The organism is Paraburkholderia franconis, from assembly GCF_009362735.1.
GTDB lineage: Bacteria > Pseudomonadota > Gammaproteobacteria > Burkholderiales > Burkholderiaceae > Paraburkholderia > Paraburkholderia franconis.
Genome location: NZ_WHNP01000011.1, coordinates 1 through 20,107, shown reverse-complemented (window position 1 = coordinate 20,107; position 20,107 = coordinate 1). Strand labels below are relative to the sequence as shown.

Sequence of the window (20,107 nt, the reverse complement as noted above, 5' to 3'; positions counted from 1 at the left end):
TCAATATTCCTGATTCGCGTCGGCATTCCAGTGATACAGCAAGCGGGCTGACGCAACGCGTCTGAATTCCTTCGGGTCGAACTCGGCGAATGCAGGCCCCGCTGCGCGCAGCAATTGCGCAACGGCTTCCACATCGGCGGCCTGCATCGGCTCCTCGCGCGCGTCGGCGCCCAGCGACTTGACCTTGCCGCGCACGTAGATCACCGCTTCGTACAGCGAGTCGCCGAGCGCGTCGCCGGCGTCGCCGCAGATCACGATCCGGCCTGCCTGGGCCATGAACGCTGTAAAGCTGCCGACCGAACCCTTCACGACGATGTCCGCGCCTTTGAGCGAAATGCCGCAGCGCAGGCCCGCATCGCCTTCGATGACGAGCAGCCCGCCATGCGCCGATGCACCCGCCGCGTTGGAAGCGAAGCCCTTCACGTGGACGCGGCCGCTCATCATGTTCTCGGCGACGCCCGTGCTGGCACTGCCCGAGATCGTTACCTTCGCTTCCTTGTTCATGCCGGCGGCGTAATAGCCTGCGTGGCCGTCGATCTCGATTTCGATGGGCAGATCAAGCCCCACCGCGATGTTGTGTGCGCCGTCGGGATTCGAAATCAGCACCCTGCTCGTACCCCCTTGCGCGGCTTCGCGGTGCAGGAAGCCATTCACATCCGTCACCGAGGCGGACGCCAGGTCGAAGTTCACACTGTCCATACGTACATCTCCTCCGGAGCCGGTTCAAAAACGCGGGCATGCTTGATGTCGGGCAGATGCGCTAGCGAGCGGAACTCGGAAGCGATCGCCACCAGATCATCGGTCTCGGCGACCACGGCCGGCTTGCATGCGAACGGATCGCGGATCAGCGCGAGCTTGTCGGGCGTGCCCATCAGGAACGTGTAGAAGCCGTCGAGCTGCTCAAAGCCCTTTTGCAATGCGACTTCGAGGTCATCGCCTTCGCGCAGCCGGTATTCGAGGAAACGGCACGCGGCTTCCGTGTCGTTGTCGGTATCGAAGCGGATGCCGTGCGGTTCGAGCATGCGCCGCACGCCGTTCGGATTCGACAGCGAGCCGTTGTGCACGAGGCAGAAGTCTTCGCCCGCCGTGAACGGGTGCGCGCGATCGGGCGTCACGGCGGATTCCGTCGCCATCCGCGTATGACCGACCAGATGCGTGCCCGTCAGACCGCTGAACGCGTAACGGTCCGCGACCTGGCCCGGCGTGCCCGTGTCCTTGTACAGATCGATCATGCGGCCCGTCGACAGCACATGCAGCCCCGGATGCGTTTCACGAATCCAGTGCTTGACCGTTTCGGGATCGACGGCCACGCTCAACACGGCGTGATTGTCCTTGGCCTGCACCGAGGCCTTTGCGCCAAGGTGCTGGTTCAGTTCATGCACGAGCCCTTGCCAGTTGAAATCCGCGCCGTCTTCCGTCAGGCCCGAGTAAAGGCTGATCTTGCGCACGCCATCCGCGACGGGTTCCGTGAACACCGCAAGCCCTGCGGAGTCCGGCCCGCGCTCCGTCATGCCCAGCAGCATAGGCACCATCAATTCGCCGAGACGCTCGCGCATCTCGGGCTTCTTGACGAGTAGTCCGACAATTCCACACATCGTTATCTCCTCGCGCTCGATTCAAGCGAAAAGCTGTTTAGGATTCTTGGTCAGAAAAATTCAAGGTAGGTCTTCTGTTCCCAGTCCGACACATGGCGCATGTACTCGATCCACTCCATCTGCTTCAGACGAAGGAACTCGCTGCCTGCCGGGCCGAGCGCCTCCAGCATCAACTCGTCCTTTTCCAGTGCGCGCAACGCGGCTTCGAGGTTCTGCGGCAGGATGCTGATGCCGTTCTCCTTGAGTTCCTGCGGCGACATCTCGTAGAGGTTCGCATTGCACGGCTTGCCGGGTTCCAGACGGTTCTCGACGCCATCGAGCCCTGCCGCAATGACGGCGGCCGTCGCGAGGTAGGCGTTGCAGGCTGCATCGGGCAGTCGGAGTTCGATCCGGCCGCCAGGAATGCGCACCATCGAAGAGCGGTTGTTGTCGCCATAGCTCACATACGCGGGCGCCCAGGTCGCGCCCGTCAGCGAACGCCCGACGACGAGGCGCTTGTACGAGTTCACCGTCGGCGCGCAGATTGCCGCAAGCGCGCCCGCATGCTTGAGAATGCCTGCCGTCCAGTGGTACGCGAGCTTCGAGAGGCCGAGGCCGTTCTCGTCGTGATCGTCGGCGAACAGGTTCTTCTTGCCGTCGGAAATCGACATGTGCATGTGCATGCCGTTGCCGGGACGATTCGCGAAGGGCTTCGGCATGAACGAGCAGATGAGGCCCAGTTCGTTCGCGATTTCCGCTGCCGCCATCTTGAAGAACACGTAGTGATCGCAGGACTTGAGGCAATCGGTGTACGTGTAGTTGATTTCGAACTGGCCGTTCGCATCTTCGTGATCGATCTGATAGACGTCGATGCCCGCCTTGATCAGCGCGTCCGTCAGCCGCTCCAGGAACTCGCGCGAACGCGACAGGCCTTTGTAGTCATAGCAGGGCTTGGGCAGCGCATCGGTGTGGTCGCACGGCACGATCGCGCCGTCGGGGCCCTTGCGCAGCAGCGAGAACTCCGGCTCGAGACCCGTGTTCAGAATCCAGCCGCGGTCTTCGAGGCGTCGCACCTGCTTTTTCAGCGTCACACGGCTTTCGAACGGCCAGGGCTCGCGCTTCACATGTCCGTCGCAGACGATGCGCGCGTAGCCTGGCTGCCAGGGCACGATCTGCAGCGTATTGATGTCGCCGACGGCCATGAAGTCAGGCCCCTGCGGATCGATGCCGAGCCCCCACACAGCAAAGCCCGCGAAGCCGGCGCCGGCCGTGAGAATGCTGTCGAGGTGCGCCGCAGGCACGGACTTCGTCTTAGCGACTCCGTGGATGTCGACGAACTGCGCGAGGATGTATTTCACCTCGTTGTCTGCGAGAAACTTCCGGGCGTCTTCGGGGGTCATGTGAATGTCCTCAAACGTGATAAGTCCATGGTTTCGAAAAACGCCGGCCCGTCTTCGCGCCCGCGTCGACTACTTGCTTGCTACCGGATGGACGACTGATCGATATCCGTGACCGCGTCGACCCCGACAGGGCCGCCGCCCAGCTCGGCAGCGATGCCCGAGAGGGTTTCCCACAGATACAGACCATATGTGCCGTCGGCCCAGATCCGGTAGTAAGGCCTGCCCGCCCGGGCGCCTGGCATGACGGTGACGGCGACGCCCGCCATCGAAGTCAGCACGACTGGCCGGGCTGCCAGATCGAGCGCGCCAAAATTGACATTGCAGGTTTGCAGCAACAGCTCGCTCACGGCGTCGCCGCACAGCACGAGCGCGACGTCCTGATGAAGCACGGGATACACGTGCACGGGCGTGTCGAGGTGCGCCATCTTCGCGGAGCTGCCTTGCGTGAGGCCGTCTTCGATCAGGTACTCGGAAATGCCGAGCCGCAACACGACACCGCCGCCAGCGAGGGGAGCCCAGCTGTTCGGCTGCTCCGGCACAGGAATGTCCTGGGCCTGGAGCCATGCCGCCGCGCCCTTGCCCTTGAAGCCGGCTCGCGCCAGCCACGAGACATCGGCGATCCCGAGCGTCGCCGCGCGCGCGCTGTCGGCGGCATCGACCTGTTCCTCGACGCGCATGTTCTCCCGCACGCCCGATCGCAGGCGCGGCGCCTTCCATGCGTCGCATACGGGGCTCATTCGAAGTGGCGCGTTCATGCTGTCTCCTTCCTCGGCGCAGCCACCTTTGTTGTTACGGCGTCTTTCTGACGCTCGCTCTCAGGGTCATAGAACGGTGTCGGCACGACGGTGGCGTGCACCATCCGGCCATCGCTCAAACGGAAGGCGATGCGCGTGCCGGGCTCGGCCTGCGCGGGACGCACGAACGCAAGTCCGATCGTCTTTTGCAGCGTCGCGCTCCACGCGACGCTCGTGACACGCCCCGCGATCTCGCCGCGATCGATCACGAGATGGCATTCGCGCAGACCGGTATCGCGCGCGCCCGCATCCAGCGCGAAGCCCACCAGACGCTGTTTGGCCGGCAACCTGTCGATGATCTGCAAGCTGCGCTTGCCGACGAAGAACGGCTTGTCCATCTTCACGGCCCATTCCATGCCGGCGTCGCGCGGCGTCGTCAGACCGTCTGTGTCCTGGCTCACGATCACGTGCCCCTTCTCGAGCCGCAGCAGACGCTGCGCTTCGACGCCAAACGCCCGGATGCCGTGTTCCTTGCCGGCATCGAGCAGCGCGCGCCAGAGCGCCGCGCCATACTCGGCGGGAATATGAATTTCGTAGCCCCATTCGCCGACGAAGCCCACGCGCATCAGACGCGCCGGCACACGGTTCTGGCCGAGTGCGACGCCCGTCACGCGCACGCCGAGGTACGGGAACGCCGCCGACGACAGATCGAGATCGACGAGCTTGCCGAGCACCGCTCGCGAGATGGGCCCTGCGAGGTTCACCGCTGCGAACGCACCCGTCACGTTGACGATGCCGCAATCGAGTTGCCAGATCGTATTCAGGCGCGAGAGCTCGCGATAGATGGCAGCCGCGCCGGACGTCGTGGTCGTGAAATAGAAGTGGTCGTCGGCGAGGCGCGCGATTACGCCGTCGTCGATCACGACACCGGACTCGTCGCACATCACCGCATAACGGGTCATGCCAGGCTTCAGGCCCGCATACTTCGACACATACACGCGTTCGAGAAACTCGGCGGCCTGCGGTCCGCGCACTTCGATCTTGCCGAGCGTGCCTACATCGATGATGCCCACGCCATTGCGCACGGCGAGCGCCTCTTCTTCGATGCAGGTCGCGCGCTCCTTGCCCGCGACCGCGTAGTACTCCGGCCGCTGCCAGACGCCCGCCGGCATCCACACTGCGTTGAGCAACTGATGTTGCGCATGCAGCGGCGTGCGCCGTTCCGGATTGAAGCCGCGTCCGGCGAGATGCGACATCGGCACGGGATGGAAGAACGGCCGCGCCGTCGTCGTGCCGACTTCCTGTGGCTCTTTCCCTGTCAGCCGCGCGAGGATGCGAAGGCCATTCATGTTCGAATGCTTGCCCTGGCTCGGCCCCATGCCGTTGGTCGAGAAGCGCTTCAACAGCTCGATGTTGTCGAAGCCTTCCTGCACGGCATTTTCGAAGTCTTTCAGTTGCAGGTCTTCGTCGAAGTCGACGAAATTCTTGCCGGATGCATGGCCCACGATCGGCCACGGATGTGACGGCGACTCCCGTTCGGCGAGACGCGCCGGAGCAGCGCCCGCATTGCCTTCGCCAAAGCCGCAGTGGGCCGCGGCCTGCGTGCCCGCGCGCGCGCCGTCGCGCAGCTTGCTGTCGAGCGTGTACACGCCGTTGACGCGGCCGCATGCGAACACGCCAGGCGGCAATTGCTCCGGCACGAACTGTTCGACAGCGTGATCGAACTGCATCTTCGTGCCCGCCTGATACAGCAGATTCGCAGCGGGCGCCCAGCCGACGCTCATCAGCAACGTGTCGCATTCGATCAGACGCGTCGTCGCCGTCGAGTAGCGCAAGCCGTTTTGCGTCGAGAATGCACCGACGCGCACACCCGTCAGCCGTGAGCCCGACCCATCGGCGACGGCCTCGACGACGCAGCTCGATGCGATCACGTCGACGCCCTTTGCGCGCAGGTCGCGCTCCATATCGTCGCTCGCATGCGATGCGCGCAGGTCCACCACGGCAATCACTTCGATGCCCCGCGCGTGCATGTCGAGCGCCGCGCGATAGCCGTCGGCGTTCGCCGTCAGCACCACGGCCCGCTTGCCGGGCGAGACGGCATAACGATAGACGAGCCGCTGCGCCGCCGAGGCCAGCATCACGCCAGGCACGTCGTTGTTGCGGAACACGGCGGGCTGCTCGAACGCGCCGCTTGCGACGATCACCGCCTTCGCACGCATCTTCGTGATACGCGTCGCATCGACGAGGGGCACCCACAGATCGGCGTAATACGCGGCTGCGAGCGTGCCCGTCATCACGCGGATGCGCGGATGTTCGAGCACGGACGTCTGCAGTTCTCGAACCGTGTCGAAGCGCCTGTCGTCGCCGCCCAGTTGATAACCGCCGCTGCCGCCAATGCGCGCATTCTCGTCGACGATGACGACGTCCGCGCCTTTCTCGGCCGCCGCGAGCGCCGCCGACAGACCCGATGGCCCGGCGCCGATCACCAGCACGTCGCAAAAGCCATAGCGCTTCGGCGTGCGGATATGCGGCGCCTTGAAGTCGACTGTCCCGAGGCCCGTCATCGCACGGAACATGCGCTCCCAGCGCGGGAACCAGCGCTTGCTATGAAAGGCCTTGTAGTAGAAGCCGACGGGCAGGAACGCGGCGAGCTTGCCGACGATCCGCGCGCGATCCGTCTCCACGCCGCCGAACGTGTTGACGGAATGCCAGTTGCCGCCGGGCGTCAGCGCCGTCACGTCGGCACGCACGTTCAGCCGTGCGCCGTCCTGAAGCATCACGTTGACATCGTGATTGGCGAGCGAGAGCACGCCACGCGGCCGGTGATACTTGAAGCTGCGGCCAAGCACGTGCACGCCCGAAGCCCACAATGCGCTCGTGAGCGTGTCGCCGACGAGGCCGCTGTAGTGCTTGTCTTCGTAAGAGAAATCGACGCGCGTGTTGCGCTCGATCCATTCGCCGCGGTGAGGGGTCAGACGCATTCAGGCCTCCTCGCCGGCAAGCCACGTGCGCAGCACGAGATCTTTCGCGGTGTCGCGTTCGGCGATGAACCATGTGTTGCTCGGCGTGTGGCACCACCATTCGCGCTTCACGCCCGGTGCGCCGTTGCGGCAGAACACGTAGTCGGCCCATTGCGCGTCGCTCGCGTCCATCGGGTCGGGCATCGGGCGAAGCTCGCCCCAGTACGCGAATTCCGACACTGGGCGCGCGCCATTCACCGGACAGGTCATGATCTTCATCGTCAATCTCCAGGTCAGTGGCCAACGGAGGCCGCGCCCTTTTCGCCCGTCAGCGAGAAGCGGCGGAACCGGTCGAGCGAGAAGCCCTCGATCAGCGGATGGGTGGCATCGTTCGCAACCGTGTGGGACATCGTCTTGCCGCACACGGGCGTGGCCTTGAAGCCCCAGGTGCCCCAGCCCGCATCCAGATAGAAGCCTTCGACGGGCGTCTTGCCCATGATCGGCGCGAAGTCCGGCGTCATGTCGGCCATGCCGGCCCATTGACGCATCACCTTCGCCTGCGACAGGAACGGGAACATCTCGAGCATGTGCGCCGTGAGCCCTTCGACGAAATCGAGCGTGGAGCGGGTCGCATGCAACTCGTACGGATCGAGCGATGCGCCCATCACGAGTTCGCCTCGCGCCGACTGGCTGATGTACACGTGCAGGCTGCCCGACACGAGAATGGGATCGAGCCAGGGCTTGAGCGGCTCGCTCACCATCGCCTGAAGCGGATGGATGAAGATCGGCGTGCGAATACCGACCATATCCGTCACGCGCGGCGTCGAACCCGCCACCGCGCACAGCACCTTGTTCGTCGAGATATAGCCGCGCGAGGTCTTCACACCCTTGACCTTGCCGCCTGCCACGTCGATGCCGAGCACCTCGGTCTGCTGGTGGATCTCGACGCCGCGCTGGTCCGCGCCGCGCCCGTAGCCCCAGGCGACGGCATCGTGCCGCGCGACGGCACCCGGCGCGTGATACAGCGCGCCCATGATGGGCGCGACACCGCCGCAGGAGATGTCGATCATCGGCGCGGCCTTCCTCACCTCGTTCGGACCCACGACTTCCGAGTCCACCCCGTAGTGCTTGTTGACCTCGGCACGCCAACGCATCGTGCGCATCGCCGAATCGGTATGGGCGAGCGTGTAGTGACCGCGCGTCGAATAGAACAGGTTGAGGTCGAAGTCCTGCGACAGGTCTTGCCACAGCTTCACCGACTCGTCATAGAACTGCACGCCTTCGGGCGTCAGATAGTTCGAGCGGATGATCGTGGTGTTACGCCCGGTATTACCTCCTCCGATATACCCCTTCTCGAGTACGGCGACATTCGTGATGCCGTGCTCCTTCGCGAGATAGTAGGCGGACGCGAGACCATGGCCACCCGCGCCAATGATCACAACGTCATATGAACGACGCAAAGTGTCGTGTCTCGTGAACATCCTCGGTTCCGGATGTTTCTTCGAGAGAGCGAAGCGGACGAGACGCCATGGCATAAAACGCTCCTTTGTGCGGCCCCGCCGGGGCGGCACTACGACGGTGTTCGAAGGGGAAGCAGCCGCGTGCTCAGCGCAGCACGATGGTCTTGTTGCCGTGGATCAGCACGCGATCCTCGAGGTGATAACGCAAGCCCCGCGCCAATACGGCTTTCTCGATGTCCCGGCCAAGGCGCACGAGATCATCCGGCCGGTCCGAGTGACGCACGCGAATCACGTCCTGCTCGATGATCGGCCCCTGGTCCAGCTCTTCCGTCACGTAGTGGCAGGTTGCGCCCGTCAGCTTCACGCCGCGGCCGTATGCCTGGTGATAAGGCTTCGCGCCGACGAAGCTCGGCAGGAACGAGTGGTGAATGTTGATGATTCGCCCCGGGTAAGCGGCGCACAGCTTCGGAGAGAGAACCTGCATGTAGCGCGCGAGCACCATCGTGTCGGCCCGCGCGTCCTCGAACAGACGCTGCACCTCGTCATACGCCTGGGACTTGTTGTCGGGCGTGACGGGCACGTAATGAAACGGAATGCCGTGCCATTCGACGAAGCTGCGCCATGTTTCGTGGTTCGAGATCACACACGGAATCTCGATGTCGAGCTCGCCCGCTTTCCAGCGCGCAAGCAGGTCGTACAGACAGTGCTCCAGCTTCGACACGAGGATCACGACCCGCTTCTTCACCGAGTTGTCGGAGATCTTCCAGTCCATCGCAAACTCTTTCGCGATGTGGGCAAAGCGCTCGCGAAAGCCGCCGATACCGAATGGCAGCGACTCGGCGGCAATCTCGTGGCGCATGAAAAAGCGCTGCTCGATCTCGTCGGCGTGATGGGTAGCCTCGATGATCCACCCGCGATGCTCGGCAAGGAATGTGCTTACTGCGGAGACGATGCCGATGCGGTCGGGACAGGAAAGCGTCAGCGTGAAACGGTGCGTATTGGTGGACATGGTGTGTGCGTCGATTCGAAGAGGAACCATTGAGCACAACAGTAGCCAGGCGAAATTCAAGTGTCAATGTGAATCAACTTTTTTTCCTGTCAGGAAACACCCGTACTTCTTTTCTACCTCACTGGGGGTACTGCGCGGCGCTTATCACCGGATGCACGGCGGATGACCGCGCATTTTTCCCGGAATACGCTTTGCATTCCGAACTAGATAACGCGCAGGAAACGATACGGGATAGACGCGGTCCTCCGTCCCGACGGGACGGCTGCAAGCCGCTCGCGCGTGAATGTGCGAGCAGTTGTCGTCGGCGTCGGTCAGACGGGGAAATGCGGGTTCAGCTGTCCAGTTCAGGCGACTGGCCGTACATGATCACCGTGATAAAGCGGATCGGCAGCTTGATCAGGCGCTCGGGTCCGTGCGCGACGGAACCGCGGAAGGTCAGCGCGTCGCCCGGCTGCAGCAGATAGCTGCGATTGCCGTGCCGATATTCCATTTTGCCTTGCAGCATGTAGATGAATTCGGTGCCGGGATGCTCGAAGGTCGGGAATACCTCGGCTTCATCGTCCATCGTGATGAGGAACGGCTCGAACAGCTTGACGGGCCCCTGGTCATAGGCGAGCAGATGATAGGTGTGTCCCTTCGTGGTCCCGCGCCGCACGACCTCCATGCCTTTGCCGGCCTTCACATGCTGCGCATTGCCCTCGCGGTGCTCGAAGTTCTTGAACAGCGCTGAAATCGAAATGCCCAATGCGCGCGCAATGCTGACGATCGAATCGAGGCTGGTCGATACCTGTCCATTTTCGATCTTCGACACCATGCTGCGCGACAGGCCGCTTTGCTCCGCAAGGTCGGCAATCGTCAGCCCCTGGTTCGTACGGTGCTCCTTGACGACCTTGCCCAGGAAGGACTCGATCGACCTTCCGTCAGCCGCCTCTTCCAGTTGGCTGCTGGGCAAATCGGACTCTGACTCGCTTTTCATCGCTCGGCTCTGCACGTGACTATCGACTATGGGCAATCGGATATTCGGCCGCGCCCTTCGGGGCGGCCCGCAGTGCGAATAGTACCAGTGGACGGCGATGACGAGGACTGGCCGTCAGATGTATTCAACGATGCGCTTTCACGCGTGTGGCGGATTGCGGCGCGCGAGGTGCTCGTGATGCCATACGACGGCTTCAATCCTCGAATGCAGATCGAGTTTGTGCAGAAGGTGCTTGACGTGCACCTTGACGGTTCCCACGCTGATATCGAGCTTGCGGGCAATCTCCTTGTTGCATAGCCCTTCGACGAGATAATCGAGCACCTCCTGCTCGCGTGCCGACAGTCCTGTCTCGTTGGCGGGCAAAGGCTGCCCGGCCGACAGTGCATGAAACAGCCTGCCCGTTACCGCCTCGCTGAGTACGGCCGTGCCTTGCAGCGCCTTCTGCAGGTTGAGGCACAATTCTTCCGGCTCCATATCCTTGAGGAGATAACCGCTCGCACCCGCGCGCAACGCAGCGACGACATCGCGTTCGTTGTCCGACACCGTCAACATCAGAAAGCGGGCGTCGACGCCGTGTTGCCGCATCGACTCCAGCGTCTCGATTCCGTTCATTTCCGGCATGTTGAGATCGATCAGGACGACATCTGGCTTGAGCCGAACCGCCAGATCGACGCCCACACGTCCCGACGATGCCTCGCCAACGACGCGAAACGCCGGGTTCATCTGAATCAATTGCGCGACTCCCTTGCGAAACAGCGCATGATCGTCGATCAGCAGTACGTTGACTGGCTCCACGTTCTATTCCTCATACCTGAATCGGCCCTGCAAATACCGCGCGGATACCGACGATTTCATCATAGGTCAAACGGGTTGATGCAGTGCGTCACGCAGCTTCCGGATAAGTCATCACGGGATATTCGCGGCGGGGCGGAAACACGCGCCATGAGCCGTCGTCATGCCGAAAGAAGACAATGGCCACAGAGCACGCCGGCCGCGCGACCTCGATGCAGACATAGCGCCGGTTGCCATCTCGCGTGCGGCTGAAGCGGGTCACGCGAACGGGTGTTGTCGGCGTCGGCGACAGCCATTTCTCGACGAGGTCACGTAAAGAGTGTTGATGGGTGTTCATGATCTCTGCCCTATCGCCCGTTGATGATTGCTGTTTCCTTCTCGCCCGATGCATCCTGCGGGGCGCCGATCAGGCCGCCACCTTCAGCAGGTCGACCGAGAGACCAAACTGGCGTGCGATCGACTGCAGGCGCTCGTGCCACTCCCATTTGCCGAACACGTCGTGCACGTTCTGCAGACAACTGAGCAATTCGATCGTCGCGGGATCGTAGACATTGATGCGGGCGCGCAGCAGTGCCTTCCTGAGCGCCGCGACGCCCACGTCCATGTACGCGGGTATGGCGTCGGACGATTGTTCGCGGATATAGCGGACGGGCACTCCTTCCATCGCGGTCATGTAATCGCGAGGCTTGATGAAGCTGCCGACGGGACATCCTCCACAGTAGCCACGATATGCACCGCCGCCATGTGGCAGCAACGCGGCGCGGCCCTGGCAGAAGAGATGCTCGACTGCCCGGTCGAAGATCTGCTGATGGGTCAGAAAATTGTGGCTTTCCATGATGCTGCTCCGCTGCAAGGTTTCGATGATTCGTGTCTGTAGTATGGCCGCTCAACAGCGCCTTGCAATCCGCCAGAGGGGGCTCCCTCTCTGGGGGTATCCGGTGCAATCAATGGGGAAGGCTGGACGGATTGCGCGCTACCATCTACAGGTAGTGCGTCCTGCGTTCGGGCAACTCGCCGGGCACTTCGGTATCGGCCTGCACGCCGATGAACGCGGCGAACTGACGCGAGACGCGAGAAGTGATCGCGTACCAACAGATGCCTGCCGCACTGCTGACAGGTCACCGCCTTGCTCGTCTCGTCTTCGTTCGTGCAACGGCAATCAATGCAATACACGCGACGCCGAAGGCTGCCGATATGCGCGACTTGCACCGCCTCGAGCGCAATCGCGAATCGGGCCGCCAATTGCCGAACGGTAATCGGGGATAAAAGATGGTCGCGATCAGGTCATCTACTACCCACCAGGCGGTATCTCCACATGGGGGTTGCCATACGTTTGTCAGAAACTGACACTGTGAGCCGACGAAACACCTATCTCTGCTCTGCGCCCGGTACGGTTCCAAATGAAACGATCTGACACGCGAAATCTCGTCGAGGATGTCGGGAAGGAATGCGACGCTATGGCTGCGCTGGCGCTATACGACCACAGCATCCAATGCGGACATAGAAAAATCGCTCTGCTCCGGTACATGGATGCCAGAGACCTGGCAGCACCGCTTACGGAACGGCACCACGCTTACGCACGGACGGTTGCTGAGTCGCTAGGCATGGGCGCGATGGAATCCATTGCAAGGCAGGCTGTCGAGCGGAGCCGGCAACGGCGGTACGCAGTGACGAACCGAATGCGTTAGAAGAGAACGTACCAGCATCTGAAATCACGCCCAGTGTCATCGTCGTGAATTGACACGCAGGCTGTCACGTTCGCGTCAAGCCGATGAACCTCCGAACGCCGGCGGCTTCATGGGTATCCGAGGGTCATCGTCATCTGCCGTTGGAGATGGGCTGTCTCCGCAACGGTCGGTCAGGGTGGCGATGTTTGCGGCCTCGACTTCTTCAGAAAGTCGAGGTCATTTTTTTGGTGCGCTGCTTTCGGGTGTTGCTAGTCTGCTTCTCCGGGCGACATGAAAGCCGTCTCCGAAAGACAATCTGCACGAGGCAGCGATGACATCGCATCCCGTAGATTGGCGATGAGGCTGCTCATTGCCGGATCTTCACGTGCCGGACCTGATCCATCGGTCAAATTCAGTTCAGCCCTCCATCGAGCGGCAATCTCGACTTCTATCACGTGAATTCCGCTGGCTGGCACGCCATAGCGCTGGGCAGCGAATGCATCCGCGATGTTGCCGTTCACTACCCACGAACGGCCATGAGCTTCGACTGATCTGGTCAACGCAGAAACGAGTCGCCTGTCACACGAGCGTCCGCCATTCGTCCCGACGTTGCAGTCAGACACACCGGGCGAGTCACGATAGGGAGAGAGCCATGCGCTGGCATGCGATACGAGCAGCAGGACGTTGTCGTGCATGCGCCTCAAACGTAGAAGTTCAGCAACGAGTGCGGAATGAAATGGCCACCAGTAAGCGGAGACACGGCGGCCGACTTCGGCTTCCGTGGGCTCGGAACCGGGCGGATACAGCGCTTCGCCACTCGAAGTTTGCGTCCGGCACAGAGACCCGTAGACAAAGGATTTCGGCAGACTGACGTCGCTTGCGACGTTGAGGTCGATAGCGCACGGATGATACACGGCGGAGATGCAAGATACAGAGCTCGATTTAGCCGCCCTTTGAAACTGCACCCCGGCAGGATCGGCGAGTCGCCCATTGACGGGGACCCACGCCGGATATTCAAGCACTTCAGCCGGTACGATGGAACCCGTATGAGGGGTGGCCACCAGTACCGGCGAGTCGGTACGCAATAGATGCTCGTAAGCGAGGTCGCACATCTGCTTACCCTCATGCGTGAAGTCGGGGAACCCCTGGACGGTGGCATGGATCCGCGCGCCTGATGCGGATATTGGCGACTGGACTTTATGTGCCGTCTGGCAAGCCGCTTATTGGCAATCCGCAAGCATCACCGGAGGATTGAGAAAAAATACAATGCCCCACAGCGAATCCAAATACCCAATGCGGGGTACAACGTCGCGTTCGGTCTCAAGATGAAGGGCATTGGCGCGAACGAGCGGCGCAGGCAAGCGGCAGAACTGCTCGAACTCGTCGGACTCGGCGGGTTCGACACGCACTACCCCGCGCAACTGTCGGGCGGCATGCAGCAGCGCGTCGAAATCGCGCGTGTGCTGATCAACCGGCCGCGCGTGCTGCTGATGGACGAACCGTTCGGCGCGCTCGATGCGCAAACGCGTCGCATGATGCAGACGCTGCTGCTCGATATCTGGGCGAAGGTGCGCACGACCGTTGTGTTCGTCACGCACGACATCGAAGAAGCGCTGTTTCTCGCGGATCGCATCCTGATGCTGTCGAAGCGGCCCGCACGCGTGGTCGCGGATATTGCCGTGCCGCTGCCGCGCCCGCGGTCCGACGACACGACGCTCGATCCCACCTTCATCGACATCAAGCGCCAATGTCTTTCGCTGCTGCGCGACACAGCGTGACGCCGCGCGACTCCACTCCTCGACCGTTCATGACCGACCCGAACTTTTTGACCTACGATCCGCAAACGCTCGCACCGGAAGCCGCCGCACTGTTGCCGGGCCTCTCGGACGCGGATGCCGTTGTCCGACGCATCGCGCTGATCGAACTCGCCGATCTCGAAGACCCCGACGCGCTGCAACCCATCGTCGCGGCGCTGAAACACGACGACTCCGCCGACGTGCGTAGTGAAGCGGCGCGCGTGTTGGGCGCATGGGAGGAGCCCGCAATCGTCGAAGCGCTCTGCCATGCGTTGATCGATGCGGATCGCGAAGTGCGCGAAGCCGCTGCGTCGAGTCTGTCGGCGTTGAAGGATGTGGCATCGGGCGCGGTGCTTTGCGCGTGGATCGACCGTCCCGAACCGTTCGTAAAGGCCGCCGTGCTCCGCGCGTTGCGCGAGCTGCGCGTGGCCGACGCGTTCGCACCCGCTTTGCGCGCGCTCGCGCCGCTGGCCGATATCGCCGCACGCGACCCCGACGCCGAAATTCGCCGCGCCGCGATCGGTGCGTTGGGTTTCGCGCAAGCAGACGATTCGGTGATGCCCGTTGCGTTGCTGCAAGCGCTGCATGATCCCGTGTGGCAAGTTCGTGAGGAAGCCGCGACAACGCTTGGCAAGCTGCGCGCGCAATCAGCGCGCGACGCGCTGATTGCGGCGCTCGACGACGATTACTGGCAGGTGCGTTTGCGTGCAGCGCGTGCATTGGGGCAATTGGGCGATCGTGTCGCGGCACGGCAGCTCGTCTCGCTCCTGTCGCACACGATCAGTAATCTGCGCAAGGAAGCCGCGCTCGCGCTAGGCGAATTGCGGGACCCCTCGACAGCAGCTGCGCTGCGTGAAGCGTCCGGCGATGCCGACCCCGACGTGCGCAAGGCCGCCAGGATTGCGCTGCAACAGCTCGGGCAAGTCACGCGATGAAGAGTCCACGGCAGATCGAATTCAATGCATGGGCACTGACACTGCATTGGAACGACGGTCCGGCACAACGGATCGCATCACACATGCTGCGAATGGGGTGCCCTTGCGCGGAATGCCGGCGGCTACGCCTCGATGGGAAGGCGCCCGTCGTGCCGCCCGATATCGCCATTCTGGAAATTCGCCCGGCCGGTTACGGCATGCAACTGGTATTCAGCGACAAACACGAGCGCGGCATTTTTCCGTGGGTCTATGTGGCGCAGTTGCCGCACGACATCCTCTCTACATCGCCATAAGGCGTGCCTCGAACGTGCCTCTTCGCCGCAGAAAGTGGCCCCCGTTATAGCGCGTGTCCATGACCGTAGATCCTACCAGGCCTATTAGCTACCCTCATAAATCGGGACGAAACGATAACGGTGACTTGCGGTCGCGAACCCCTTGATTTATTCAATTATTCTATTTTGCTAACTTGTATTCACGAGAGATGTCCCGGACGTTAGCCCGTCGTGTCCTAACGCAATCCAGTCGAATTTATTTACGACCTGTTTGTCCGCGCAACATCGAGGCGATGAGGCTGAGAATTCGCCAGCACCGCATCAGAATGCCGCAAGGGTGTTGGAATTGCGGGCCTACCCACGAGGTGTTGTCGCCTTGCAAGCTGCATGGTCGGACATCCTGACCGATCAGGGATTTTCCCAAGTATTCGCGAAATGACCGGCGTGCGACGCTATATACCGATGCCATTCCTCATGGAGACGGGCATGCAATCTGAGACGTGCAAGAGAGCAACGGTCGCCGTTTTTTTGAATCGTTCGGCGCTGTCCCTGTTGATGTTGCCAGTTGCCTGCTTTTTCTGGGCACTCCACGCCTACCCGCCTCTGGAAGCATGCTGGCTGTGCGTTGCCACTGCAATCTATGTCTGGCCTTTAGCTGGCATCCTCTTCGTCATCGCCGCGGGGTTTCACGTCTGCACTCCCAGTCAACGACTCGAAAGAGCCGGCGGATTGCAGGAGGCGCACGGGCTCTAGCTGCGCGAAGAAACCTCCGGAGCGGAGGCTTTCAGCGTGATGGATTGAGAGTCTGCCGGTCTAGCGGATGTCCGTCAGCCCGATCGTGGCGATCGAATCATTCGCGCCGCCGGTCGTGGAGTCTTGACCTCGCGGCTTCAATCGACTGTTGCAACTTTGCCTGCAACTGCTCACGTGGCGGCAGCACAGTCAGATACTCCGCGACATGGATACCGCTCTTATCGAGTTCGAGCAGCTCAATCTGCTCCTGCTTCTTGCCTGCACACAGGATGATGCCGAGCGGCGGTTCCTCGTCGGGTTCCTGCTCATGTTTCGCGAGCCAGCGCAAATACAGTTCCATCTGGCTTTTGTATTCGGCCTTGAACGCACCAAGCTTGAGTTCGATTGCAACAAGCCGTCGAAGCTTGCGGTTGTAAAAGAGAAGATCGATGTAAAAATCGTCGTGATCGATCAGCAGGCGTTTTTGGCGAGCTACAAACGTGAAACCCGCACCGAGTTCGAGAAGGAACTGCTCCATCTCCCGCAGGATGGCATCTTCGAGATCCTTTTCAAGGTAGTGATCGTTGAGCCCAAGAAAATCCAGCACATAGGGGTCTTTCAGCAACGCGTCGGGCGACACGCGTCGCTCATCTCTCAGGATCGCGAGATCCCGCCTGATTGCGTCTTCGGGTTTCCGGGAGATCGCACTGCGCTCAAAAAGCATCGAGTCGATGCGCTCCTGCAACTGCCGCGTGGACCAGCGTTCAACGCGGGCAAGTTCGATATAAAAATCGCGCCTGACCGGGTCGTCGATGTAGATCAGCGTCTTCAGGTGCGTCCAGCTCAATTCTCTCCGCACCGCGGAGACAATCGCTTCGTCGGCAAAAACCTCTGCCAGGCGTACGCAATGGCGTAACTGCTTGTCGCTCCAGCCGCGACCATATTCCGCTGTAAGCTGGCGCGCCAACGACCTGATCACCTGCTGCCCGTATTCCGCGCGAGCGCCGCGCAACACCTCAACCTGAATACGACGCCCCACCTGCCAGTACAACAGAGTCAGTTCCGCATTGATCGCAGCGGCGGCACGCTCGCGCGCCGAACTGATAAGCCGTCGGACTTCATCGAGCAAGGTGGAAGGCGTGAGGTCGTCATTCATACTTTCGAGTTCAGGTGTTGATTACCGCGTGAAGGGGCGAGTCCCCTCCATTTTCAAACGCGTTACTGGACATGCGCTGGCCAACGTCCGTAATTGTCTCCGCAATGCGGAGACAATTACGGATATCCATCTGGCCTCGCCGAGTGGCTCCATGTAACCGTTCGCAGCCTTATGCTCACCGGTGCTGCACCTTCCGCGTCGCAATGTACGAATCGAACAGTCCTGCATGCAGGCGGCTCAGTTCCTGGCGCAGGCTAACCAGTTCGTGCTGGTCGCCTTCATGCTCCCGACGCAGGATCTCTCCCAGCAGGACCATTGCGCGCGAGGCCGCCTGATCGCGCCGCACGCGTGCCTCACCGAGCCGGCCCGCCAGCGCCGGCTTGACTAGCAGCAACCACGCCGCGAACCAGGCGTAATCGTCGACTTCGCCGGTGCCGGGAAACTCCGCATCAAAGCGCCGACGCAGCGCGTCGAGCGAAGCGTCACCCAGCACGGGCAGCAACATCGCAAACCGTGCGGGCGCCAGCCACGCCAGCTCCGCGAGCAGGGGCCACGCGGCATCCAGCCCGCCCGTCCGGTAGCGCGCCTCGGTCATCCATGCAAGCGGCGTCGGGATGCGCCACCACGATTCGATGCCCTCGATCGCAGTACACGCGGCCGCTCCGTCTCCCGCCAGCAGCCACAGCGGCGCGGCATGGCTCCCGGTATGATCACCCGCGTCGGCACCGCGAAACGGCAGCGACGCGGCCCGCCGGGCGAGCGTCCGCCAGCTTGGGGCAAGCCAGGACTGAACGGTCTGCACGGGCAGCACCCGCCGGGCGGCGGGCACCACCTCGTCATCCAGATGACGGCGGGCGATGGCCAGTGAAGCGTGATCGGCAAAGGGTGTGATCGATCCGCTTTCGAGTTCGCGAACCAGCACGGCCAGCGCCGGCAACGTGCCATCGTCCGGGTATTCGCCCGCAAGCTGTTCCAGTGATGCGCGCGCGGCCACTGCATCGCGCCGTTCCAGCGGCGCCAGTACGTCGTTGCGCAACATCACGTCGCGGCTGTCGGCAAAGATATCGAGCTGCTGCGTGGTCGGCTGCATCGTCATCGCGCTCAGAAAAGCTGCTCTTCAAGAGCGGCCAGACTAGCCCATTTGACCGCGCTGCGGAAGGTGCGGCCGTCCTCGTCCACGGATTCGATGATCACGCGCTGCCCGCTCGCTTCGGCGATCACGCGCACTGTGCGCTCGCCGTAGCGCATCAGCGCGCCGATCGGCGGACAGGCCGGGGTTTTCCGTCTCCGGCGCGGGCGGGGGCTATTTGCCATCGGTCTTGCCCCGCTTGCGGCGCGCCGCCGTCTTGCTGGCGGGCGCGGACACGACGCGCGGCGCACGCGCGGGCCGGGTCGCCGCCGGACGCGCCGCGGTGGTCCCGGCAGGCGCGGCCTTGGCACGGCCCGGTCGGGTCGGCCCGGCCGGCCCGGCATGGCGGACGTCCGCCTGACGCAGGGCCGCCAGCTCCTCCTGCAGCGTTGCGTTCGTGGCCTGCACGGCATCCAGGCGCCCCTGCAGCACGCCCGCCTGATGGCGCGCGTCACCCAGCTGTGCCTGCAGCGTTGCGTTCGTGGCCTGCACGGCATCCAGGCGCCCCTGCAGCACGCCCGCCTGATGGCGCGCGTCACCCAGCTGTGCCTGCAGCGTCTCGACCGCGCGGCGATGCTCCGCGTCGCGCCGGTCGGCGCGCCGGTTCGCCTCATCGAGTTCCTTCTGCAGCTTCGCGGCCGCGCCCCGCTCGCGGTCGATCTCGAGCAGCGCGCGCTTTTCCGTGGCCCGCAGGCGCTCACCGGACTGCGCCGCCGTCTCGCGCAGTTTCTCCAGATCGCGCGAGAAGCCATCGCGCACCTTCTCCAGTTCACGGTCGCGTGTCGCCGCCTCGTTTTTGAGGCGCACGACTTCGGCTTCCATCGCCTGGCGTGCCGCGTACCCTTCCGCCTGCGCCTTCTCCAGTTCGCGGACCTCGACCTGCATGGCGAGCAGCGCCGCGGTGCGCTGCTCGAGCGCCGCCTCGGTGCGTTCCAGCTCGCCGCGGGCCGCGGCGACGCGCTGCTCCGCGGCCGTACGCTCGCCCTCCACTTCCGCGCGCAGCGCGTCGAGCTCCGCCTGCGCCGAGGCCGTCGCGCGCGTCCACAGCGTCGCGACCAGTTCGCCCGCCGCCGCGGAGGTCGGTACGCAGATCGGTGGGCAGGTCCGGATGCTCGATGCGCACGCGGCTCTTTTCCCGGAGCTCGGCCCAGAACTCGCCGAGCACCGCCGCGGGCGTGCCCATGCTGCCGCGCTTCACCAGTTGATAGAGCCGGTTGGCGGTCGGCGTCTGGCCGAAGCGGAAGAACAAGAGCGCACAGACCTCGCGGTACAGCTCGCGGGTCTTCGGAAATTCGAGCTTGAGCCGCTCAATCTCGGCCGCGAGCCGGGTGTCATCGGACGGGAGGTCGGAAGGAGCGTCGGACATAGAGACGGAACAGTGTTTCGATGCGACAACGTAAAACGCCATATATCCAACTATGTGAGGACAGTAATTTGACATTACGCCGATAATGTCGGGTAATTTGGCATAGAATGCATTCATCGCCGTTCGTTTCATGAATCCCCCTCCGGAGC

The 20,107-nt window shown here is 62.8% G+C and carries 20 protein-coding genes and 2 pseudogenes; 4 read left to right on the top strand and 18 right to left on the bottom strand.

Annotated elements, in window-relative coordinates; genetic code table 11:
- The 14 genes from GCT13_RS14045 to GCT13_RS13980 form a co-directional block, all read right to left on the bottom strand.
- Positions 1–699 (bottom strand): GltB/FmdC/FwdC-like GXGXG domain-containing protein, encoded by a 699-nt coding sequence (locus GCT13_RS14045; protein WP_152758942.1) that lies wholly within the window; start codon positions 697–699, stop codon positions 1–3.
- Entirely contained in the window at positions 687–1,595 is a 909-nt protein-coding gene (locus GCT13_RS14040) for a class II glutamine amidotransferase domain-containing protein (RefSeq protein WP_152758940.1), read from the bottom strand. The genes GCT13_RS14045 and GCT13_RS14040 overlap by 13 nt, the downstream gene beginning before the upstream one ends.
- Before the next feature lie 50 nt (positions 1,596–1,645).
- Positions 1,646–2,974 carry a type III glutamate--ammonia ligase gene (gene glnT / locus GCT13_RS14035; protein ID WP_152758938.1) on the bottom strand — a complete coding sequence of 443 codons (1,329 nt, stop codon included), beginning with the start codon at positions 2,972–2,974 and terminating at the stop codon, positions 1,646–1,648.
- 80 nt (positions 2,975–3,054) lie between these two features.
- The gene (locus tag GCT13_RS14030; protein ID WP_152758936.1) at positions 3,055–3,729 is read right to left on the bottom strand and encodes a hypothetical protein; all 675 of its coding nucleotides are present in this window, start codon (positions 3,727–3,729) and stop codon (positions 3,055–3,057) included.
- A complete protein-coding gene (locus GCT13_RS14025) occupies positions 3,726–6,689 on the bottom strand; it encodes a glycine cleavage T C-terminal barrel domain-containing protein (RefSeq protein WP_152758934.1) in 2,964 nt (987 codons plus the stop codon). Before GCT13_RS14025 ends, GCT13_RS14030 begins: the two co-directional genes overlap by 4 nt.
- A complete protein-coding gene (locus GCT13_RS14020; protein WP_090866308.1) occupies positions 6,690–6,947 on the bottom strand; it encodes a sarcosine oxidase subunit delta in 258 nt (85 codons plus the stop codon).
- Positions 6,948–6,961: 14 nt separating this feature from the next.
- On the bottom strand, positions 6,962–8,149 hold the full coding sequence (locus GCT13_RS14015) for an FAD-dependent oxidoreductase (RefSeq protein WP_227746834.1): 1,188 nt from the start codon (positions 8,147–8,149) through the stop codon (positions 6,962–6,964).
- A 124-nt stretch (positions 8,150–8,273) separates the two neighbouring features.
- Positions 8,274–9,137, bottom strand: a complete 864-nt coding sequence (gene purU / locus GCT13_RS14010; protein WP_152758930.1) for a formyltetrahydrofolate deformylase — start codon at positions 9,135–9,137, stop codon at positions 8,274–8,276.
- Between the two features lie 331 nt (positions 9,138–9,468).
- The gene (locus GCT13_RS14005) at positions 9,469–10,113 is read right to left on the bottom strand and encodes a helix-turn-helix domain-containing protein (RefSeq protein ID WP_152758929.1); all 645 of its coding nucleotides are present in this window, start codon (positions 10,111–10,113) and stop codon (positions 9,469–9,471) included.
- A 138-nt stretch (positions 10,114–10,251) separates the two neighbouring features.
- A complete protein-coding gene (gene narL / locus GCT13_RS14000; protein ID WP_321574349.1) occupies positions 10,252–10,908 on the bottom strand; it encodes a two-component system response regulator NarL in 657 nt (218 codons plus the stop codon).
- Positions 10,909–10,996: 88 nt separating this feature from the next.
- A complete protein-coding gene (locus tag GCT13_RS13995; RefSeq protein WP_152758927.1) occupies positions 10,997–11,242 on the bottom strand; it encodes a hypothetical protein in 246 nt (81 codons plus the stop codon).
- A 69-nt stretch (positions 11,243–11,311) separates the two neighbouring features.
- The gene (locus tag GCT13_RS13990) at positions 11,312–11,740 is read right to left on the bottom strand and encodes a hypothetical protein (RefSeq protein WP_152758925.1); all 429 of its coding nucleotides are present in this window, start codon (positions 11,738–11,740) and stop codon (positions 11,312–11,314) included.
- Positions 11,719–12,078: a hypothetical protein gene (locus GCT13_RS51165; protein ID WP_407670797.1), complete on the bottom strand. Its 360-nt coding sequence runs from the start codon at positions 12,076–12,078 to the stop codon at positions 11,719–11,721. The genes GCT13_RS13990 and GCT13_RS51165 overlap by 22 nt, the downstream gene beginning before the upstream one ends.
- A 763-nt stretch (positions 12,079–12,841) precedes the next feature.
- Positions 12,842–13,684: an N-formylglutamate amidohydrolase gene (locus GCT13_RS13980; protein WP_152758921.1), complete on the bottom strand. Its 843-nt coding sequence runs from the start codon at positions 13,682–13,684 to the stop codon at positions 12,842–12,844.
- A gap of 192 nt (positions 13,685–13,876) precedes the next feature.
- Between GCT13_RS13980 and GCT13_RS13975 the strand changes: the two are divergent.
- The 4 genes and pseudogenes from GCT13_RS13975 to GCT13_RS13960 form a co-directional block, all read left to right on the top strand.
- A pseudogene (locus tag GCT13_RS13975) lies at positions 13,877–14,350 on the top strand (ABC transporter ATP-binding protein); the annotation flags it as partial.
- 29 nt (positions 14,351–14,379) lie between these two features.
- Positions 14,380–15,303, top strand: coding sequence for a HEAT repeat domain-containing protein (locus GCT13_RS13970; RefSeq protein ID WP_152758919.1), 924 nt, complete (start codon positions 14,380–14,382; stop codon positions 15,301–15,303).
- The gene (locus tag GCT13_RS13965) at positions 15,300–15,596 is read left to right on the top strand and encodes a DUF971 domain-containing protein (RefSeq protein WP_152758917.1); all 297 of its coding nucleotides are present in this window, start codon (positions 15,300–15,302) and stop codon (positions 15,594–15,596) included. Before GCT13_RS13970 ends, GCT13_RS13965 begins: the two co-directional genes overlap by 4 nt.
- 465 nt (positions 15,597–16,061) lie before the next feature.
- Complete coding sequence (locus tag GCT13_RS13960) at positions 16,062–16,328, top strand: hypothetical protein (protein WP_152758915.1); 267 nt, start codon at positions 16,062–16,064, stop codon at positions 16,326–16,328.
- Positions 16,329–16,425: 97 nt separating this feature from the next.
- On the opposite strand, the gene GCT13_RS13955 is transcribed toward GCT13_RS13960, so the two are convergent.
- The 4 genes and pseudogenes from GCT13_RS13955 to GCT13_RS13940 form a co-directional block, all read right to left on the bottom strand.
- Entirely contained in the window at positions 16,426–17,463 is a 1,038-nt protein-coding gene (locus GCT13_RS13955) for a PDDEXK nuclease domain-containing protein (RefSeq protein ID WP_152758913.1), read from the bottom strand.
- Between the two features lie 175 nt (positions 17,464–17,638).
- Positions 17,639–18,553 (bottom strand): hypothetical protein, encoded by a 915-nt coding sequence (locus GCT13_RS13950; protein WP_227746833.1) that lies wholly within the window; start codon positions 18,551–18,553, stop codon positions 17,639–17,641.
- A gap of 11 nt (positions 18,554–18,564) precedes the next feature.
- Entirely contained in the window at positions 18,565–18,777 is a 213-nt protein-coding gene (locus GCT13_RS13945) for a hypothetical protein (protein WP_152758909.1), read from the bottom strand.
- Positions 18,767–19,958 (bottom strand): annotated as a pseudogene (locus GCT13_RS13940) (DNA-binding protein). Before GCT13_RS13940 ends, GCT13_RS13945 begins: the two are co-directional and overlap by 11 nt.
- Positions 19,959–20,107 lie beyond the last annotated feature (149 nt).

Excerpts from the sequence above, each read along its gene's own strand:
- GCT13_RS14045 (WP_152758942.1), bottom strand. The coding sequence starts at position 699 with ATGGACAGTGTGAACTTCGACCTGGCGTCCGCCTCGGTGACGGATGTG.
- GCT13_RS14040 (WP_152758940.1), bottom strand. The coding sequence starts at position 1,595 with ATGTGTGGAATTGTCGGACTACTCGTCAAGAAGCCCGAGATGCGCGAG.
- glnT (WP_152758938.1), bottom strand. The coding sequence starts at position 2,974 with ATGACCCCCGAAGACGCCCGGAAGTTTCTCGCAGACAACGAGGTGAAA.
- GCT13_RS14030 (WP_152758936.1), bottom strand. The coding sequence starts at position 3,729 with ATGAACGCGCCACTTCGAATGAGCCCCGTATGCGACGCATGGAAGGCG.
- GCT13_RS14025 (WP_152758934.1), bottom strand. The coding sequence starts at position 6,689 with ATGCGTCTGACCCCTCACCGCGGCGAATGGATCGAGCGCAACACGCGC.
- GCT13_RS14020 (WP_090866308.1), bottom strand. The coding sequence starts at position 6,947 with ATGAAGATCATGACCTGTCCGGTGAATGGCGCGCGCCCAGTGTCGGAA.
- GCT13_RS14015 (WP_227746834.1), bottom strand. The coding sequence starts at position 8,149 with ATGTTCACGAGACACGACACTTTGCGTCGTTCATATGACGTTGTGATC.
- purU (WP_152758930.1), bottom strand. The coding sequence starts at position 9,137 with ATGTCCACCAATACGCACCGTTTCACGCTGACGCTTTCCTGTCCCGAC.
- GCT13_RS14005 (WP_152758929.1), bottom strand. The coding sequence starts at position 10,113 with ATGAAAAGCGAGTCAGAGTCCGATTTGCCCAGCAGCCAACTGGAAGAG.
- GCT13_RS13995 (WP_152758927.1), bottom strand. The coding sequence starts at position 11,242 with ATGAACACCCATCAACACTCTTTACGTGACCTCGTCGAGAAATGGCTG.
- GCT13_RS13990 (WP_152758925.1), bottom strand. The coding sequence starts at position 11,740 with ATGGAAAGCCACAATTTTCTGACCCATCAGCAGATCTTCGACCGGGCA.
- GCT13_RS13980 (WP_152758921.1), bottom strand. The coding sequence starts at position 13,684 with ATGTGCGACCTCGCTTACGAGCATCTATTGCGTACCGACTCGCCGGTA.
- GCT13_RS13970 (WP_152758919.1), top strand. The coding sequence starts at position 14,380 with ATGACCGACCCGAACTTTTTGACCTACGATCCGCAAACGCTCGCACCG.
- GCT13_RS13965 (WP_152758917.1), top strand. The coding sequence starts at position 15,300 with ATGAAGAGTCCACGGCAGATCGAATTCAATGCATGGGCACTGACACTG.
- GCT13_RS13960 (WP_152758915.1), top strand. The coding sequence starts at position 16,062 with ATGCAATCTGAGACGTGCAAGAGAGCAACGGTCGCCGTTTTTTTGAAT.
- GCT13_RS13955 (WP_152758913.1), bottom strand. The coding sequence starts at position 17,463 with ATGAATGACGACCTCACGCCTTCCACCTTGCTCGATGAAGTCCGACGG.
- GCT13_RS13950 (WP_227746833.1), bottom strand. The coding sequence starts at position 18,553 with ATGCAGCCGACCACGCAGCAGCTCGATATCTTTGCCGACAGCCGCGAC.
- GCT13_RS13945 (WP_152758909.1), bottom strand. The coding sequence starts at position 18,777 with ATGGCAAATAGCCCCCGCCCGCGCCGGAGACGGAAAACCCCGGCCTGT.